Source organism: Pelomonas sp. SE-A7 (assembly GCF_030345705.1).
Classification (GTDB): Bacteria; Pseudomonadota; Gammaproteobacteria; order Burkholderiales; family Burkholderiaceae_C; genus JAUASW01.
This window is the reverse complement of the sequence record NZ_JAUASW010000002.1, coordinates 703,861-719,551: the sequence shown is the minus strand read 5'-3', so window position 1 is coordinate 719,551 and position 15,691 is coordinate 703,861. Positions and strand designations below refer to the sequence as shown.

The window sequence follows — 15,691 nt, the reverse complement described above, 5'->3', positions numbered from 1 at the left end:
GATTGTCGCTCTAGCCGGCAAGCACCCGATTCCCACCATCCAGCTTGGCTTTTTGCAAGGCGGCATCGGCACTTTCGACCAGGCGTTCAAGCTCATGACCGCGGGCCTCGGACCCGGCCAGGCCCAGGCTGGTCGTGTAGTTCAGTTCGGCGTTAGGCAGCTGGATGCGCGACTCGACCACCTGCTTGCGGACCCGCTCGCAGACCTTGGCCGCGATGCCCGCATCGACACCGTCCAGCAGCACCAGGAATTCCTCGCCGCCGTAGCGCACCACCATGTCGCCGGGCCGCAGCTGGGCCAGCAGCAGGGTGGCCAGCTGGCGCAGCACCTCGTCGCCGGCACCCGGTCCGAAGTTGGAAGTGATGTGGTCGAAATGATCGACCTCGATCAGCACCAGCACCACGCCGCGGCCCGAGCGGCGAGCCCGTTGCAGCATGCGCTGGCCCAGGCTGTCCAGGCCGGCGCGGTTGTAGGCGCCGGTGACGCGATCGGTCAGCGAGAGCCGGCGCAGCTCCTCGGCATAGCGGCGCGTGATCATCAACACCAGACCGAAGGCGATGCAGACCTGGGCTGGCGGGATCATGAACAGCGTGGCGTTCATCACCAGTTCCTGGTCGGCCTGCTCGCTGCCGAACAGCAGCAGCCACAAGGCCCGCATCATCAGCACCAGGCCCAGCACGACGAAGCCGCCGGCGCTGACCCACATCACCGGCCGGATGCGGTCGCGCACGCCCTGGACCAGGGTGACGGCGCAGACCAGGGACAGCAGGCCGAAGCCGAAGCCGGTGACGATCAGCCGTCCGTTCAGGCTGGGCTCGGCCCAGACGAAATAGGCCGGCAGCGCCATGGCGGCAAGGGTGATGGCGGCAATGGAAATGCGCGACAGCTCCAGCCCGCAGAAGCGCCGCAGGCCACGCCAGACCAGGGCCTGGCCCAGGCCCATGAAGCCATAGCCCAGCACCGCATGGAAGAACACCGGCAGGCCGGTCTGTATGCCCACGGCCAGACCGAGGCAGGCCACCACGTTGCCCAGGGCCCAACTGCGCAGTTCGGCATGGCGCCCGATCATCAGGGCGGCGATCACCAGCAAGCCGGTGGTCAGCAAGGTGAACAGGACTTCAACCAGCAGCAGCGTCGATTCGTGGAGCATGGGCAGCGAGGTCGGTGGGCCGGCCCAGTCTAGGGCAGGGCGGTGCGCTTGTGGTGTGCTGCACGCACCAGGCGATCCTGCTACGCTGCGCCGCTGTTGCTAGTTGTCGATCAGGAGCCTTGCCGATGCCGCAACTGAACATCAATGGCGCGCTGCGCGAAGTCGAAGCCGAACCCGACACTCCCCTGCTGTGGGCCCTGCGCGAGCAGATGGGCCTGACCGGCACCAAGTACGGCTGCGGCCTGGCCCAATGCGGGGCCTGCACGGTCCACATCGACGGCCAGGCCACGCGCTCCTGCGTTATGCCGGTCTCGGCGCTCAGCCCCAAGCAGAAGATCGTCAGCATCGAGGGCCTGTCGGCCCAGGCCGAGCATCCGGTGCAGAAGGCCTGGTACGAGCTGGACGTGCCGCAGTGCGGCTTCTGCCAGAGCGGCATGATCATGGCCGCCGCGGCCCTGCTCAAGACCAAGCCCAAGCCCACGGACGCCGACATAGACGCGGCCATCACCAACATCTGCCGCTGCGGCACCTACAACCGGGTGCGCGCCGCCATCCACCTGGCGGCCGGCCAGACGCCGCGCAAGAGCATCCCCATCGCCATCGTCGACCAGGGGAGCCAGGCATGAGCACGGTCACCACGCGACGCGAGTTCCTGCTGACCAGCGGAGCGGCTACGGCCGGCGGCCTGCTGGTCGGCTTTCAGGTGCCAGGTCTTGCCCAGCCGGTGCAGCCGGACGAGCTCAATGCCTGGGTCGTGGTCAAACCCGACGATACGATCGTGATCCGCATCGCTCGCTCCGAGATGGGCCAGGGCACGCTGACCGGCCTGGCCCAGCTGGTGGCCGAGGAGATGGAGTGCGACTGGAACCAGGTCACGACCGAATACCCGACGCCGGGCCAGAGCCTGGCGCGCAAGCGGCCCTGGGGCAGCTTCTCCACCGGCGGCAGCCGCGGCATCCGCGAATCGCAGGACTATGTGCGCAAGGGCGGGGCGGCGGCGCGGATGCTGCTGGTGCAGGCGGCGGCGAATGAATGGAAGGTCGAGGCAGCCGACTGCCAGGCGCGCGAGGGCGTGGTCGTCCACAAGCCCAGCGGCCGTGGCCTGCGCTACGGCCAGTTGGCGGCCGCGGCTGCGCAGTTGCCGGCACCGACCGAGATACCGCTCAAGGACCCCAAGAGCTGGCGCCTGGCCGGCCGTCCCATGCGCCGGCTCGACACCAAGGCCAAACTGAATGGCAGCCAGGTCTATGGCATGGACCTGAAGCTGCACGGAATGTTGAACGCAGCCATCAAGGACTGCCCGGTGTTCGGCGGCAAGCTCAGGTCCTTCGATGCGACGGCCGTGCTGCAGCGGCCCGGCGTCAAGAAGGTGCTCAAGGTCGGCGACACGGCCGTGGCCGTGGTGGCCGACACCTGGTGGCGGGCCAAGACCGCGCTGGATCTGCTGCCCATCGAATGGGCCGAGGGCCCCAATGCCGGCCTGGACAGCGCCCAGATCGCTGCCACGCTGAAGGCCGGCCTGGAAGCCAGCGATGCCGTCGTCGGCAGCAGCAAGGGCGATGCGCGAGCCGCCATCGCGGCCAGCAGCCGGCGGGTCGAGGCGGTTTACGGCTATCCGTACCAGAACCATGCCTGCATGGAGGTGATGAACGCCACGGCGCGCTGGACCCCGGAGCGCTGCGAGGTCTGGACCCCGACCCAGAGCGGCGAGGCCGCCCTGGCCGCCACGTCTGAGGCTGCCGGCCTGCCGGCCACGGCCTGCGAGGTCTACAAGCTGCACCTCGGCGGCGGCTTCGGCCGGCGTGGCGCGACCCAGGACTGGGTCACCCAGGTTGTGAAGATTGCCAGGGAATTCCCCGGCACGCCGGTCAAGCTGATCTGGAGCCGCGAGGAGGACATGCAGCATGGCCGCTACCACCCGGTCACCCAGTGCAAGCTCAGCGCCGGCCTGGATGCCGAGGGCCGCGTCACCGGGCTGCACATGCGGATCTCGGGCCAGTCCATCGTGGCCGGCCTGTTCCCGCAGAACATCCGCGAGGGCAAGGACCCGGCGGTGTTCCAGGGCCTCAACGATGGTGGCGCCGAAGGCGCGCTGGGCTACAAGCTGCCGGCCCTGCTGATCGACCATGCGATGCGCAACCCGCCGGTGCCGCCAGGCTTCTGGCGCGGCGTCAACCTGAACCAGAACGCGGTCTACCTGGAATGCTTCATCGACGAAGTGGCGCATGCCGCCAAGCGCGATCCGCTGGCCCTGCGCCGCGAATTGCTCGCCGGTTCGCCTCGCCATCTGGCGGTTCTCAACGCCGTGGCCGAGCGCGCCGGCTGGGGCAAGCAGGCGCCCAAGGGACGCTACCGCGGCCTGGCCCAGATCCAGGGCTTCGGCAGCTATGTGGCGGCCTGCGCCGAGGTCTCGGTCAGCAAGAAGGGCCAGCTGAAGATCCACAAGATCACCGCCGCCACCGACCCCGGCCATGCGGTCAATCCGCAGCAGATCGCGGCCCAGGTCGAGGGCTCCTTCGTCTATGGCCTGTCGGCCGCGCTGTTCGGCGAATGCACGCTGAAGAACGGCCGCATCGAGCAGAGCAACTTCCATGACTACCCGGTCATGAAGATGGCCGACTGCCCGGCGGTTGAGACCGTGCTGGTGCCCTCGGGCGGTTTCTGGGGCGGCGTGGGCGAGCCCACCATCGCGGTGGCGGCGCCGGCCGTGCTGAACGCGATCTTTGCGGCCACCGGCAAGCGCATCCGCGAGTTGCCGCTGAGCAAGCACAGCCTGGCCACATGAAGCCGTTGGGCGTCGCCTTGCTGGCGGCCTGCGCCTGGAGCGCGCAGGCGGCCGAAGGCGATGCCGCGCGCGGCCGGGCCCTGGTGGCCAGCCGTGAGCAGGGCCTGTGCCTGCTGTGCCATGCGGCGCCCATCGCCGAGCAGCGCCAGCAGGGCAATCTGGCGCCCGACCTGGCCGGCGTGGCCAGCCGATTGACGCCCCAGCAGCTGCGCCAGCGCATGACCGAGCCGCGCGCCGGATCGATGATGCCGGTCTTCGGCCCGACCGCCGGTCTGCAGCACGTGGGCGAACGCTGGCGCGACAAGCCCATCTTTGATGCGCAGCAGCTGGAAGATGTGCTGGCCTATCTTCAATCTCTGAAATGAAGCGCCGCCACCTGCTCGCAGCGACCTTGGCCGTAGGCCTGCCCAGCGCCTGGGCCGACCAGGCCGAGCTGCGGGCCGCCATCCTCGCGTTCACCGGCGGCATCGAGCCTCAGCCCGGCCGAGTGGCGATAGAGATCGAGCCGCTGATAGAGAACGGCAACGCCGTGCCGGTGATGCTGTCGGTCGATGGAGTCGGCATCCAGCGCCTGGCCCTGTTCAGCGAACTCAATCCGCTGCGCGAGGTCGTGCAGTTCGAGTTCGGGCCAGGCGCCTTGCCGCGGGCCTCGACCCGCATCCGCCTGGCCACCAGCCAGCAGCTGGTGGCCGTGGCCCGCGCGGCCGACGGGCGCTGCTGGCAGGCCTCGGTCGAGGTGCTGGTCACGCTGGCCGCCTGCATCGAGGGCTGAGGAACGTTCATGGCCCGCGCCCTGATCACGCTGCCGCCCGAGCCGCCACGCGCCGGCGAAGCCTTCGAGGTCCGCTGCCTGATCGCCCATGCGATGGAGACCGGCTTCAGGCGCGGCGACGAAGGTGCCCTGCTGGCACGCAATATCCTGCGCCGCTTCGAATGCCGGCTGGACGGCGAGCTGCTGTTCGCGGCCGACCTGCATCCCGCGGTCTCGGCCAATCCCTACCTGGCCTTCTGGCTGCAGATTCAGCGCGGCGGCGAGCTCAGCTTCGAATGGCGCGGCGACCAGGGATTCCAGCACCGCGAGACGCGGCGGCTTCAGCTGCGATGAAAGTGCTGCTGCTGGCCATGCTGTGCGGCGCCGCCATGGCGGCGGACTCCGGCCTGCAGCAGCTCAGCCCGGCCCTGCAGGCCATGCAGCGCGACGACAGCCAGAACCCCGGCATGTTGTGGGCCCAGCAGGGCCGCGAGCTGTGGACTCAGGCGCCCGCCAACGCACAGGCCTGCGCCGGCTGCCACGGCGCACCGGGCGCCCTGGCTGGCGCGGCGGCGCGCTACCCGCGGTTCGACGCCGGCAAGCCCCTGACGCTGGCTGCCCAGATCGAGCGCTGCCGCAGCAAGCGCCAGGGCCAGGTCTTGCGCGAGGACGAGCTGCTGGCGCTGGAGACCCTGGTGGCCCTGCAGTCGCGCGGCCAGCCGCTCAAGGCCGATACGGCGCTGGCGGACTGGCAGCGGCGCGGCGAGCAGCTCTACCGCCAGCGTATCGGCCAGCTCAATCTGTCCTGTGCCCAATGCCATGACGACAATGCCGGCCGGCGCCTGGGCGGTGCGCTGATACCGCCCGGCCATGTGGCGGCCTATCCGCAGTACCGGCTGGAATGGCAGGCCCTGGGCGGCCTCAGTCGCCGGCTGCGCAACTGCCAGGTCGGTGTGCGCGCCGAGCCGCTGCAGGGCGACGAGCTGCTGGCCTTGCAGGCTTATCTGGCCAAGCGCAGCACCGGCCTGCCGCTGGAAGCACCGGCAGTGCGACCTTAGTCAGCCAGGCGCCACTGGTTGCGCCCGGCCGCCTTGGCCTTGTAGAGCGCCACGTCGGCCTTGCGTATCAGCTCCTCGGCCACGGCGCCCTGCTGCGGATGCAGGGCCAGGCCCAGGCTGGCGCTGATGGGCGCATCCGGGCTGGCCAGCCGGGCGATGCGCTCGACCACCTTGGCGGCGATCAGCAGCGCATCCTCGGGGCTGTGCAGGTTCTCGGCCAGCAGCACGAACTCGTCGCCACCCAGCCGAGCCACCGTGTCGTCGGCGCGCAGCGTCTCGGCCAGCGTGCGGGCCACCTGCTGCAAGAGCTGGTCGCCGCGCTCATGGCCATGGCTGTCGTTGACCGCCTTGAAGCCGTCCAGGTCCAGCACCATCAGGGCGAAGCACTGGGGCCGCCGCGCGCTGCGCTTGAGCGCCTGGCCCAGGCGGTCCATCAGATGGGTACGGTTGCCAATGCCGGTCAGCGAATCCTGGCTGACCAGCTGGCGCAGCCGCTCGGCGCTGCGCTCGCGCTCGGTCACGTCATGCAGCAGGGCATAGCCGCCGTCGGAATGGCCCTCGAGCCGGCGCGGCACCATGGCGATCTCGAACACATGCTCGGCCTGGCCCTCGCCCAGGCCGAAGCGGGCCTGGTGGCGCAGGCTCTCGCCGGTCAGGGCGCGCTGCAGCAGCGGGCGCAGCTCGTCGAAGGCATTGGGGCCGAACACCTCCTGCAGCGGCCGGCGGTTCAGCTCCTCGTCGCTGGGGCCGAAGAAGCGGGCGAAATGCCGGTTGGCCAGCACGCAGCGCAGCTCGGCATCGAACTGGCAGATCAGGGCCGGCATGGCCTCGACCAGGCGCTGCAGCTCCAGCTCGCGGGTGCGCACCGTGGCCAGGTTCTGCTCGGCCAGGCGGCCCAGGCGCAGCGCCTCGTCCATGCGTTCCTGGAAGACCTTGAGCAGGTTCAGCGTCAGCGTCAGCGCCACGGCCAGGATCAGGCATTGGGCCAGGGCCAGCGTGAACGAGGGGATGGGCGCCATGGGCTTGAGCCAGCCCATCGCTTCGGCGCCGGCCATGGCCAGCAGGGCCAGGGCCGAGGCCCCGGTGAAGACCTTGGCCCAGGCCGCGCCCAGCAGCCAGCCGGTGAAGATCACGATCAGCGGATAGGCCAGCAGGATGGGCGTGCGCACGCCCTCCACCCGGAAGCCCATCAGCGTGGCGATGGCCCAGCCGCCACAGGCCAGCAAACCCAGCGTGTGCAGCGGCTGGCGGCGGCGCAGGTGGACCAGGCTGACGACGCTGAGCAGGGCCAGCAGGCCCGGGCCCAGCAGGCGGCTGGTGGGCAACTGGCCCTGCCACCACATGCTGGCGCCGAAGATCAGACTGCCGGCCAGCAACACGCTCAGCGAGGTGCGCAGCAGGCGCATGCGGGTCTCGTCTATCGCAGCAGACATCAGCCTCGGTCGGGGTGGCCTGGGACCGGTCCAGCATATGCGCCTGCCACGGCGCGACCACGGTGTTTCTACTGCCGCAGCTTCAGGCGACAGCGCCGGGAGCCGGGCTCATTGCCGGCGCAGCCGCCGGTGAGTGGCGCGGGCATGCGGCACCCAGTCCAGCCGGGCCCAGCGCCGCCACATCAGCAGGCCGCGCACCCATTCATCGGCTGCATAGGCCAGCCAGATGCCCACCAGGCCGAACTGCCAGCCCAGCAGCCAGCTGCCGCCGGCCAGCACCAGCAGCATGGACGCAGCGCCAGCCATCACCGGATAACGCGCATCGCCAGCGGCACGCAGCGCATTGATCACCACGAGGTTGAAGGTACGGCCCGGCTCGAGCAGCACGGTGATCCACAGCAGGGTGCTGCCGGTGGCGATGATCTGCGGGTCGCTGGTGAACAGGCGGAGCAGCCAGGGTCCGGCCAGTGCCGCCGCCAGCGCGACGAGCACGCTGACCGCCAGGCCACGGGCCAGGGCTTTGCGGACCAGTCGGTGCGCCTGGTGCAGCTCGCCGGCGCCAATCAGGTGGCCGACCACGATCTCGGCCGCGAAGCCGGTGGCCAGCCCGAACAGCAGGATGAAGTACATCAGCTGCAGCGTGTAGGCCTGTGTGGCCAGGGCGCTGGCGCCCAGCTTGCCGGCCACCGCCACGCTGACCATGAAGGCCAGGCGATAGCCAATGTTCTCGGCCGCGCCCGGCAGGCCTATGTGCAGCATGGCGGCCAGCTCGGCGCGCGGTAGCCGCCACCAGTCGGCGGCGCGCGGCACCAGGTCCAGGCGCAGCCTCCACAGCCACAGATGCAGGGCCACGCCCAGCACCCGGCTGACCAGCATGGCCCAGGCGAAGCCGCTCAGGCCCAGCCTGGGCATCAGCAGCCAGGCCAGCAGCAGATGGCTGGCGTGCATGGCCACGATCACGGCCAGGGTGTCACGGGTGCGCAGGTGGGCGCGCATCACGCTGGCCATCGATGAGTTCCAGGCATCCAGCAGCAGGGCCGGCGCCAGCACCTGCATGAAGGGCAGGGCCAGGGGCAGCACCTCGGCCGGCGCATTCATCAGGCGCAGGAGGCCCTCGGCGCCCAGCCAGGTCAGCAGGGCGATGAACAGGCCCATCCAGCTGCTGGCACCCAGGGCGGCGCGGGCCAGGGCGTCGGCCTGGTCGCGCCGGCCGCCGCCCAGGCTCTGCGTGATCACCACGCTGATGCCGGCGCCTATCAGCCGGAACAGGATGAAGAGCATGGCCACCACGTGGTTGGCCAGGGCGAATGCCGCACCGCCGGTGTCCGACACGCGCGCGGCCAGGGCCGTGCCAAGCATGCCGACCGCAATGCCGAGGCAGAGTTCGAGAAAAAGTGGCCAAGCCAGTGAAACAAGGCGCGGTTGGGCCTGCGTCATGTCAAGCAATGCAAAAGGGCCGGACTTAAGCTGCCGGCATGGGGCGCCATTGTGCGGACGTAATGCGATGAAACCGAGCTGCTGCCGTTTGCTGGCAACGCTGGGCGGGCTGCTCGGCCTGGCCCTGGCTGGCACGAGCCGGGCGCAGCCGCCGGCCTCGGCGCCGGCACTGCCGGTGCTGCACATGCTGGTCGACAACACGGCCGAGATGCCGCAGGCCCTGATGGAGCAGGAGCGCCTGGTCGACGGCATCCACCGCGACGTGGGTCTGGCCCTGGCTGTGCGGCTGGGGCGCGAGGTGCGGTTTCGGGTCCTGCCGCGCAAGCGCCTGGCCGATGAGCTGGTGGCCGGCAGTCAGGCCGACATCGTCTGCGGCTACTTGCCCGACTGGCTGCCCGGCGCGCTCGACTGGAGCCGCCCCTTCCTGCCCGACGAGCAATTGCTGCTGACCAGCCGGGTCGCGCCGTTCCCGCGCCAGCTCGAAGAGCTGAAAGGCCAGCGGATCGGCACCGTGCTGGGCTTCGTCTATCCGGAACTGCAGCAGATCCTGGGTAGCAGCTTCGTCCGCGACGACGCTCCCGACGCCTCCGCGAACCTGCGCAAGCTGGCCGTGGGCCGGGTGCGCTATGCGGTGGCGGGCCGCCTGCAGCTGGACTACCAGCTGCGCCTGGGCAGCTACCAGCTGAGCCTCTACCGGCCTCAGGTGATTTCCAGCTACCAGAGCCAGTGCGCGCTGTCTCGCCGCAGCACTCTCACGCTGGCCGAGCTGAACAAGGCGATCACGGCACTGCAGGCCGATGGCGGCCTGCAGCGCATCCTCGCGAAATACCGCTGAACCTCGACTCGGTCGGGGCTAGTCGACTATGGCGGCATCGACCAGGGCGCTGATCATGCGCCGGTAGTGCCAGCGTATCGGCCCGGGCGTCGCGGCCATGAAGACGACCACCAGCTGCTCCTTGGGATCGACCCAGAAGTTGGTGCCCAATGCACCGGACCAGCCGAATTCGCCCGGCGAGCCCAGCATCTGCGGGCCGCCTGCTGTGGTGCGGACCGCCATGGTTAGGCCAAATCCATAGCCAGCGCGCGATGGGTCGGACTTCCCGACCTGGTTGACGATGCCAGGGTCCAGGTGGTCGGCCGTCATGTAGTCGACCGTCTTGCTGCCCAGCACGCGGGCGCTGCCCAGCTGGCCGCGGTTCAGCAGCATCTGGCCGAAGCGCAGCATGTCGGCCGCCGTCGACACGGCGCAGGCCCCGCCGCATTCGAACTTGAGTGGGACGGTACGGTCCAGGGCATTCTGGGGATTGCCCGTGCCCGGCTCCTTGGCCAGCACCTTGGCGACGCGGCCCGCCTGGGCGGCCGGTACCACGAAGCCGGTGTCCTGCATGCCCAGCGGCTTGCAGAGGCGCTGTTGCAGGAACGCGCCCAGGGTCTGTCCTGTCTCGGCCTCGATGACCAGACCCAGCACGTCGGTCGAGAAGCCGTATTCCCAGACCGTGCCCGGCTGGTGCAGCAGCGGTGCCTTGGACAGGCGTTCGATGAACTCCGCGCCGGTCATGGGCTCCGCCCATGGAAAGTTGCCAGGCGGCAGCATCCTCTGCACGCCCGATCCGTTGCGATTCCCGTAGCTCAGGCCCGAAGTGTGGCGCAGCAGATCCTGGATGTTCATGTCCCGTCGCGCCGCGACCGTCTCTAGCGGTGCGTCCGGTGCGGCATCGGGCTTGAGCACCGCCACCGGGAGCTTGGCCAGTGTCGGGAACCACCGGCTGGCCGGGTCGCTCATCTGCAAACGCCCTTCCTCCATCAGCTGCAGCACGCCCGCGCCGACCAGGGGCTTGGTCATCGAGGCGATGGAGAAGATCGCATCCCGCGGCATGGGCAGTCCGGCGGCCTTGTCCAAGTAGCCATAGGCCTGGTAGTGGACCAGCTTGCCCTTGCGCGCGATGGCGAGCACGGCGCCGGGCATGCGCTCCTTGGCGATCTCGGCTTGCAGCACCGTACCTATCTGGGCCAGTCGCTCCGAGGACATGCCCACCGCTTCGGGCTTGGCCCTGGGCAGGGGATCGGCCGCCCAGGCCGTTGAGCCCAGGGCGAGCAGCAGGCAGACGAGCCTAGATGAGCGAGTCACCATGATCCCCTCCTTTCGAGGACGGCCAGCCGAGCAGGCCCCGGGCCATGCCGAGGCGGCCGAGACCTTACTGCGATTGGCGGGGAGGGGCCAGGGGCGACCCGGGAATCGTCCTCAAATTGCAGGACGGTCCGGGCCGTGGCCGCTGATCAGCCGGCTTTGATGCGCTGCGCCAGATGGGCCAGCGCTTCCTCGACCTGGTCCACCAGCACCAGGCAGAGCTCGCCCGGCTGCAGCTTTTCGAGCGCGCGGTCGATGGCGACGAACTCGCCCTGGATCTCCTCGACGCTGCTGGTGCGCGCCGCGCCTTCCAGGCCGCGGCGCAACAGGGCCAGCACCTCGCCGTCCTCGCGGCCGCGCTGGCAGGCATCCTGGTAGAGGATGACCTCGTCGAAGGCCTTGCCGAGGATCTGGGTCTGGATCGTGATGTCCTCGTCGCGGCGGTCGCCGGCGCCCGAGATCACGACCGAGCGGCGCGTGGCCGGCATGGCCTCGACCGCGGCCACCAGCGCATGCATGGCATCACCGTTGTGGCCGTAGTCAGCGATCACGGTGGCGCCGCGGAAGTCCATCACATTGAAGCGGCCGGGCGCGTTGTCGCTGTCATTGGTGAAGCTGGCGACGCCGCGGCGGATGGTGTCCCAGTCGAGGCCCACGCCCCAGGCGGCGGCCACCGAGGCCATGGCGTTCTCGACCTGGAAGCCTATGGTGCCGTTGCGGGTGATCTGGATGTCGCGCAGCGGAATCGTCTCGCGCCAGGCGCCTTGCGCGGCCACCAGCTGCTCGCCATCGATGTAGACGCAGCGCTTGCCCTGCGAGCGGTGTGCGGCCATCAGCGGATGGTGGCGGTCGGCGGCGAAGAAGATGATCTGGCCGGGGCAGACGCTGGCCATATTGGCCACCACCGGGTCGGCCGCATTCAGCACCGCATAGCCGTTGGGCGCCACGTTCTGGACGATGACGCGCTTGACCAGGGCCAGTTCCTCGACCGTGTTGAGGAAGTTCATGCCCAGGTGGTCGCCGGCACCGAGATTGGTGACGACCGCGACCTGGCAGCGGTCGAAGCCCAGGCCTTCGCGCAGCACGCCGCCGCGGGCCGTCTCGAACACCGCGGCCTCGACGTCGGGATGCATCAGGACATTGCGAGCGCTCTTGGGGCCGGAGCAGTCGCCGCTATCGATCTGGCGGCCATCGACGTAGACGCCGTCGGTATTGGTCATGCCGACGCGCAGGCCCAGGGTGGCGAACAGATGGGCGATCAAACGGCTGGTCGTGGTCTTGCCGTTGGTGCCGGTGACGGCCACGACCGGGATGCGGCCGTCGTCGCCCTTGGAGGCGGTGGCGCCGTACAGGTGCGAGATGATGGCCTCGCCCACGTTTCGGCCCTTGCCGAAGCTGGGGCTCAGGTGCATGCGCAGGCCCGGCGCGGCATTGACCTCGACGATGCCGCCGCTGACTTCTTCCAGCGGCTGGTGCACGCTCTCGGCCACCACGTCGACGCCGCAGACATGCAGGCCCACGACTTGCGCCGCGGCCACGGCACGGGCGGCCACGTCGGGATGGACGTCGTCGGTTACGTCGGTGGCGGTGCCGCCGGTGCTGAGGTTGGCGTTGTTGCGCAGGATCACGCGGCGGCCCTTCTCGGGCACAGACTCGGGATTCAGGCCCTGCATCTCCAGGCGGCCGACCGCGATGTCGTCAAAACGGATCTTGGTCAGCGAGGTGGCATGGCCGTCGCCGCGGCGCGGGTCGGCATTGACCTTGTCGACCAGTTGCTTGACCGTGTGCACGCCGTCGCCGATCACATGCGGCGGATCGCGGCGGGCCGCGGCCACCAGCTTGTCGCCGACCACCAGCAGACGGTAGTCGCTGCCGGGCAGGAATTTCTCGACCATCACATGGCCGATCTCGTCGGCCGCCTTGTAGGCCGCTTCCAGCTGCTCGCGCGTGGTCACGTTGACGGTGACGCCCTTGCCCTGGTTGCCGTCCTGCGGCTTGACCACCACCGGCAGGCCGATGTCCAGGGCCACCTGCCAGGCCTCGTCGACCGTATCCACCGGGCTGCCGGTGGGCACGGGCACGCCGGCCGACTGCAAGAGGCGCTTGCACAGGTCCTTGTCCTGGGCGATCGATTCGCTGACCGCGCTGGTCGCGTCCACCTCGGCGGCCCAGATGCGGCGCTGCTTGGCGCCCCAGCCGAACTGCACCAGGCTGCCCTGTGTCAGGCGGCGGAACGGGATGCCGCGGACCACGGCCGCATCGACGATGGAGCCGGTGGACGGGCCGAGGCGCACGTCCTCGTCCAGTTCGCGCAGCTGGGCGATGGTCTTGTCGTCGTCGAAGCTGCCGCCGCTGGTGGCGGCCACGAGCAGCTCGCAGGCGGCCTTGAAGGCCAGGCGGCCCACGTCTTCCTCGCTGTACTCCACGACCACCTGGTAGGTGCCGGCCTCGGAGGTGGTGTGCGTGTGGCTGAAGGTCACCGGGCAGCCGGCCTGGGCCTGCAGGGCCAGCGTGGCCTGCTCCAGCACATGGGCCAGCGACATGCCGGCGCGCAGCGCGCCTATGCCGGGGAACAGTTCGCGCAGCCGGGCCTCGAAGCCGGGCTGGTCGGTGATGGCGAGCTCGGGGCCGCTGCAGCTCACCACCGCCTCGATGGCGGTGTGACGGCTCCACATATTGGGGCCACGCAGGGCGCGGGTGCGGGAGACTTCCATGCTGGGGGTTCTCTGCTGCTAGCTTGCGATTAGTGGTTCAGCGCGGGCACGAAGGTGTCGGCCCCGGCGGAGATCAGTTCAGGCGAGATGTTCAGCGCCCAGCCGGTGGCCACGGCCGCCAGCAGCGTGGCCGCATCGGTCTTGATGCCGGCCGCGGCGAAGCGCTTGAGCAGCGAGTCGAGGTTGGCGCCCGGCGTTTCCGAGGCCCCTTGAGCCAGCATCGCCACGCCGCCTTGCAAAAAGACCGCACGGCCGCCCTTGGCACGGTGCTCGGCCAGGGCGACGTTCTGCTCGTCCAGGGCGTAGAGCAGCACCTCGCCGTCGCTCAGCTCGGCCATTTCCACCAGGCGCGGCTCGGCGGCGTTCAGCACGGCCACGCCGTCGGACAGCACCACGTCGATCTGGGTGCGCAGCACCTTGAACAACTGGTCTTCGGTGCGGATGTCGTGATCGTCCAGTTGGCCCAGGCCACCCATGTCGGTGACCAGGCCGACCGTGCAGCGGTCATAGGCCAGGCCGTCCTGCAGGATGCTGTGCGAATTGCTCTCGGCCACCACGGCATCGACGCCGCGGTTCATCAGGAGGCGGTGGGCGGCTTCCCAGCGGGCGCCGCGCTTGTGCTCGACGCGGCGGTTGCCCAGGAACAGGCCGTCGCTGCAGGACAGGCCCACATGGCGGCCGTTCAAATGCATCAGCCAGGCGACCAGGCGGGCGATGTTGTTGCCGCCGCTGGAAGAGGTGATGCCGACGATGGGGATGCGGCCGTTCTCTTCGGCGGCGAACAGGTGGTCGATGATGGCCTGGCCCACCGGCTGCGGATTGCCCGCGGCAGGCTTCAGGTGCATCAGGAGGCCGGGGCCGGCATTGACCTCGACGATGGCGCCGCCGGTCTCATGCAGCGGCTTGGAGATGTCGCTGGTGACCAGGTCGACGCCGGCGATGTCGAGGCCGATGGTGCGGGCCGCCAGCGAAATGTGGAAGGCCACGTCGGGATGCATCTCGTCGGTGCAGTCTATGGCCACGTTGCCGTTGCGCTGTATCAGCACGCGCTGGCCCGCGGCGGCCACCTTGTCCACGCCCAGGCCCTGACGTTGCAGGTCGAGCAGGATCACGCCGTCGTTGGCGATGTTCAGGCGGTTGAGCGGGAATTCCTCGGTCGTGCCGCGCCGCGGGTCGCTGTTGATCTGCAGCTCGACCAGTTCCAGCACCGTGTGCTTGCCGTCGCCGGTGACCCAGGCCTCGTCGCCGCGGGCCGCAGCCACGACCTGGCCGCCGACCACCAGCAGGCGGTGCTCGTTGCCGCGGATGTAGCGCTCGACCAGCACCTCGGAGCCGTGGCGCGCGGCCACCTCGAAGGCGGCGGCGATGTCCTCGCGCTTGCTCAGGTCCAGGGTGACGCCGCGGCCATGGTTGCCGTCCGAAGGCTTGACCACCACCGGCAGGCCCAGGTCCTCGGCGGCCGCCCAGGCCTCGTCGGCATCCTTGACCACGGAGCCGGAGGGCACCGGCACGCCCACGGCCTTGAGCAGGTCCTTGGTCAGGTCCTTGTCGCGGGCGATGCCTTCGGCGATCGCGCTGGTCATGTCGGTCTCGGCGGTCCAGATGCGGCGTTGGCGGGCGCCATGGCCCAGCTGCACCAGGTTGCCGTCATTCAAACGGATGTGCGGTATGCGGCGATCCGTCGCAGCGGCCACGATGGCGGCGGTGGACGGGCCCAGGTAGCAGTCGTCCACCTTGTCTCGCACACGCTCCACGGCGGCGAGCACGTCGAAGGCCTCGGCATTGATCTGGGCCATCAGCAGGCCATGGCCCTCGGCCAGCGCCTGGCGGGCGACCTGCTCGTCGCGGGCCCGGAACACCATGCGGTAGACGCCGTGCTGGGAGGTGGAGCGGGTCTGGCCGAAGCCGGTGGGCATGCCGGCCAGGTTCAGCAGCTCGATGACTACATGCTCCAGCACATGGCCCATCCAGGTGCCTTCGTTCAGGCGCTGCAGGAAGCCGCCCCGCTCGCCCACGCCGCAATGGTGCTCGGCCAGGGCCGGCAGGGCGGTGGTCAGGCGCTCGGTGAAGCCGGGCAGCTTGTTGGAGGGGTGGTCTTCCAGCGCCCCCAGGTCCAGCCAGGTTTCCAGGACCGGGCGGTAGGTCCACATATTGGGGCCGCGCAAATAGTTGACGCGCAGGAGCTTGATGTCGTCGTGTCGGCTGCTCATGGAAGGGGAATTGGGGTGCTTCTGT

Annotated in this window: 13 protein-coding genes; 7 read left to right on the top strand and 6 right to left on the bottom strand. The window is 69.6% G+C overall.

The genetic code is table 11. The features are described from left to right. Nucleotides 1–10: 10 nt before the first annotated feature. On the bottom strand, nt 11–1,150 hold the full coding sequence (locus QT382_RS17240; protein ID WP_289255318.1) for a GGDEF domain-containing protein: 1,140 nt from the start codon (nt 1,148–1,150) through the stop codon (nt 11–13). A gap of 125 nt (nt 1,151–1,275) precedes the next feature. Here QT382_RS17240 and QT382_RS17235 point away from each other — a divergent pair, with 125 nt between their 5' ends. The 6 genes from QT382_RS17235 to soxA are packed head-to-tail and all read left to right on the top strand — an operon-like array spanning nt 1,276 to nt 5,744. Next, complete coding sequence (locus QT382_RS17235; protein WP_289255317.1) at nt 1,276–1,776, top strand: (2Fe-2S)-binding protein; 501 nt, start codon at nt 1,276–1,278, stop codon at nt 1,774–1,776. Then, nucleotides 1,773–3,935: a xanthine dehydrogenase family protein molybdopterin-binding subunit gene (locus QT382_RS17230; protein WP_289255316.1), complete on the top strand. Its 2,163-nt coding sequence runs from the start codon at nt 1,773–1,775 to the stop codon at nt 3,933–3,935. Before QT382_RS17235 ends, QT382_RS17230 begins: the two co-directional genes overlap by 4 nt. Next, nucleotides 3,932–4,300: a c-type cytochrome gene (locus QT382_RS17225; protein ID WP_289255315.1), complete on the top strand. Its 369-nt coding sequence runs from the start codon at nt 3,932–3,934 to the stop codon at nt 4,298–4,300. Before QT382_RS17230 ends, QT382_RS17225 begins: the two co-directional genes overlap by 4 nt. Next, the gene (locus QT382_RS17220; protein WP_289255314.1) at nt 4,297–4,707 is read left to right on the top strand and encodes a thiosulfate oxidation carrier protein SoxY; all 411 of its coding nucleotides are present in this window, start codon (nt 4,297–4,299) and stop codon (nt 4,705–4,707) included. The genes QT382_RS17225 and QT382_RS17220 overlap by 4 nt, the downstream gene beginning before the upstream one ends. Nucleotides 4,708–4,716: 9 nt before the next feature. Continuing rightward, complete coding sequence (locus QT382_RS17215) at nt 4,717–5,040, top strand: thiosulfate oxidation carrier complex protein SoxZ (RefSeq protein WP_289255313.1); 324 nt, start codon at nt 4,717–4,719, stop codon at nt 5,038–5,040. Then, nucleotides 5,037–5,744 carry a sulfur oxidation c-type cytochrome SoxA gene (gene soxA, locus QT382_RS17210; RefSeq protein WP_289255312.1) on the top strand — a complete coding sequence of 236 codons (708 nt, stop codon included), beginning with the start codon at nt 5,037–5,039 and terminating at the stop codon, nt 5,742–5,744. Before QT382_RS17215 ends, soxA begins: the two co-directional genes overlap by 4 nt. Here the strand turns inward: soxA and QT382_RS17205 are convergent. Together QT382_RS17205 and QT382_RS17200 are read right to left on the bottom strand one after the other, a co-directional pair. Beyond that, the gene (locus QT382_RS17205) at nt 5,741–7,177 is read right to left on the bottom strand and encodes a GGDEF domain-containing protein (protein WP_289255311.1); all 1,437 of its coding nucleotides are present in this window, start codon (nt 7,175–7,177) and stop codon (nt 5,741–5,743) included. The two genes, soxA and QT382_RS17205, sit on opposite strands and share 4 nt — an antisense overlap. 108 nt (nt 7,178–7,285) lie before the next feature. Continuing rightward, nucleotides 7,286–8,614, bottom strand: coding sequence for an MATE family efflux transporter (locus QT382_RS17200; RefSeq protein ID WP_289255310.1), 1,329 nt, complete (start codon nt 8,612–8,614; stop codon nt 7,286–7,288). 67 nt (nt 8,615–8,681) lie between these two features. Here QT382_RS17200 and QT382_RS17195 point away from each other — a divergent pair, with 67 nt between their 5' ends. Beyond that, the gene (locus QT382_RS17195) at nt 8,682–9,449 is read left to right on the top strand and encodes a substrate-binding periplasmic protein (protein ID WP_289255309.1); all 768 of its coding nucleotides are present in this window, start codon (nt 8,682–8,684) and stop codon (nt 9,447–9,449) included. An 18-nt stretch (nt 9,450–9,467) separates the two neighbouring features. Here QT382_RS17195 and QT382_RS17190 read toward each other — a convergent pair whose 3' ends face one another. The 3 genes from QT382_RS17190 to QT382_RS17180 form a co-directional block, all read right to left on the bottom strand. Next, the gene (locus QT382_RS17190; protein ID WP_289255308.1) at nt 9,468–10,745 is read right to left on the bottom strand and encodes a serine hydrolase domain-containing protein; all 1,278 of its coding nucleotides are present in this window, start codon (nt 10,743–10,745) and stop codon (nt 9,468–9,470) included. 146 nt (nt 10,746–10,891) lie between these two features. Then, nucleotides 10,892–13,456 (bottom strand): cyanophycin synthetase, encoded by a 2,565-nt coding sequence (gene cphA / locus QT382_RS17185; protein ID WP_289255307.1) that lies wholly within the window; start codon nt 13,454–13,456, stop codon nt 10,892–10,894. A gap of 29 nt (nt 13,457–13,485) precedes the next feature. Then, nucleotides 13,486–15,666 carry a cyanophycin synthetase gene (locus QT382_RS17180; RefSeq protein ID WP_289255306.1) on the bottom strand — a complete coding sequence of 727 codons (2,181 nt, stop codon included), beginning with the start codon at nt 15,664–15,666 and terminating at the stop codon, nt 13,486–13,488. Between the last annotated feature and the right edge of the window lie 25 nt (nt 15,667–15,691).

What these genes read in the sequence shown, in the direction of transcription:
- QT382_RS17240 (WP_289255318.1), bottom strand. Translation starts at nt 1,150, where the DNA reads ATGCTCCACGAATCGACGCTGCTGCTGGTTGAAGTCCTGTTCACCTTG.
- QT382_RS17235 (WP_289255317.1), top strand. Translation starts at nt 1,276, where the DNA reads ATGCCGCAACTGAACATCAATGGCGCGCTGCGCGAAGTCGAAGCCGAA.
- QT382_RS17230 (WP_289255316.1), top strand. Translation starts at nt 1,773, where the DNA reads ATGAGCACGGTCACCACGCGACGCGAGTTCCTGCTGACCAGCGGAGCG.
- QT382_RS17225 (WP_289255315.1), top strand. Translation starts at nt 3,932, where the DNA reads ATGAAGCCGTTGGGCGTCGCCTTGCTGGCGGCCTGCGCCTGGAGCGCG.
- QT382_RS17220 (WP_289255314.1), top strand. Translation starts at nt 4,297, where the DNA reads ATGAAGCGCCGCCACCTGCTCGCAGCGACCTTGGCCGTAGGCCTGCCC.
- QT382_RS17215 (WP_289255313.1), top strand. Translation starts at nt 4,717, where the DNA reads ATGGCCCGCGCCCTGATCACGCTGCCGCCCGAGCCGCCACGCGCCGGC.
- soxA (WP_289255312.1), top strand. Translation starts at nt 5,037, where the DNA reads ATGAAAGTGCTGCTGCTGGCCATGCTGTGCGGCGCCGCCATGGCGGCG.
- QT382_RS17205 (WP_289255311.1), bottom strand. Translation starts at nt 7,177, where the DNA reads ATGTCTGCTGCGATAGACGAGACCCGCATGCGCCTGCTGCGCACCTCG.
- QT382_RS17200 (WP_289255310.1), bottom strand. Translation starts at nt 8,614, where the DNA reads ATGACGCAGGCCCAACCGCGCCTTGTTTCACTGGCTTGGCCACTTTTT.
- QT382_RS17195 (WP_289255309.1), top strand. Translation starts at nt 8,682, where the DNA reads ATGAAACCGAGCTGCTGCCGTTTGCTGGCAACGCTGGGCGGGCTGCTC.
- QT382_RS17190 (WP_289255308.1), bottom strand. Translation starts at nt 10,745, where the DNA reads ATGGTGACTCGCTCATCTAGGCTCGTCTGCCTGCTGCTCGCCCTGGGC.
- cphA (WP_289255307.1), bottom strand. Translation starts at nt 13,456, where the DNA reads ATGGAAGTCTCCCGCACCCGCGCCCTGCGTGGCCCCAATATGTGGAGC.
- QT382_RS17180 (WP_289255306.1), bottom strand. Translation starts at nt 15,666, where the DNA reads ATGAGCAGCCGACACGACGACATCAAGCTCCTGCGCGTCAACTATTTG.